Source organism: Thermodesulfobacteriota bacterium (genome assembly GCA_026415035.1).
Classification (GTDB): Bacteria; Desulfobacterota; BSN033; order BSN033; family UBA1163; genus RBG-16-49-23.
Genome location: JAOAHX010000053.1, coordinates 1 through 1,069 on the forward strand (window position 1 = coordinate 1; position 1,069 = coordinate 1,069).

Consider the following 1,069-nt stretch of genomic DNA (forward strand, 5'->3'; position numbering starts at 1 on the left):
GTCTTTACAAGGGGTTCGAAGGATTTTAAGTCCATGCCACTAATCTATTTTATTGGCAAATCTTTTACAATTCCCTTAATTTAAAACACGGCATTGTGGACCCCTCACCTTAATTTCTAAAGGCCGGGCCTCTACAGATCCAATTGGAAACCGTCACTGGCCGCGATGACTTTTATCCCTAAATCCTTTTCTAATTGGCCAGCCACTTCCCAGGGTTTGGCCCGGATCATCGTCATTCCAAAATGGGTCAACACGGCCAGTCTCGGCCTTGTCGTGCGAAGGATCGCCTCTACGTCCTCGATGGAAAGATGGTCTATCGGCTCATCTCCGATGGGTTTCAAACGGACAACGTGAACGATGAGGATCTCCCCCTTATAAAGCTCCATCAACTCGGGGAAGAATCGAGTATCCGTGATCCACGAAAGGGTCTCCCGAGGCAGTTTGAAATTGAAACCGTAAGTCTCAACAGGATGACGATGGCGAAGGGTCGTCCTAAAGCAAATCTCCCCGATTCGATACTCCGTGTCCTCCCTTAAGATTTCGATATGCTCCACATATCCCCTCAAATATTTTAGGATGACAGGGTCCTCTTCGAGAGCATCCCTCGGACAGAAAAGGACGCCTCTCTTCTTGAATCCACCCTCTGTCATCGCTTCAACCATCACATTGATATCCCCCGAATGGTCCAGATGCCTATGGGTCAGAAGGATTCCGTCCAGAGAGGTCGGATCCAACTTCGGTTTGCTCCTGAGGCACCGGACCAAAGCTCCTGGGCCGGGATCGACATAGAGGTCGGTTTTCCCGATACGAAGCCATACCCCGCCCGAGGCCCGAAGCTGCTTCATGACGACGAACCTTGCCCCGGCTGTGCCCAAAAATTTAATAAAAGACATGGGGAAACTTCCCTCCCTTCCACCTCGATTAAAAATTGTAGGCGATTATAAAAGATTTGCCACTGGTTTTGTGATCAATTTGAGTAGCAAATCGAACAAAGATTCATGACGATGATTATAACGGAACTCCATCTCCTTTAGGTAGAGGGGAAAAAGTTTTGGAGACACGCCGTGAT

At 48.6% G+C, this 1,069-nt stretch carries 2 protein-coding genes; both read right to left on the reverse strand.

Annotated elements, in window-relative coordinates; all coding sequences use genetic code 11:
• Nucleotides 1-131 precede the first annotated feature (131 nt).
• Nucleotides 132-893: an MBL fold metallo-hydrolase gene (locus N3G78_14820; GenBank protein MCX8119188.1), complete on the reverse strand. Its 762-nt coding sequence runs from the start codon at nt 891-893 to the stop codon at nt 132-134.
• Between the two features lie 45 nt (nt 894-938).
• The coding region (locus N3G78_14825; GenBank protein MCX8119189.1) for a DDE transposase at nt 939-1,069 on the reverse strand (131 nt) is incomplete at its 5' end.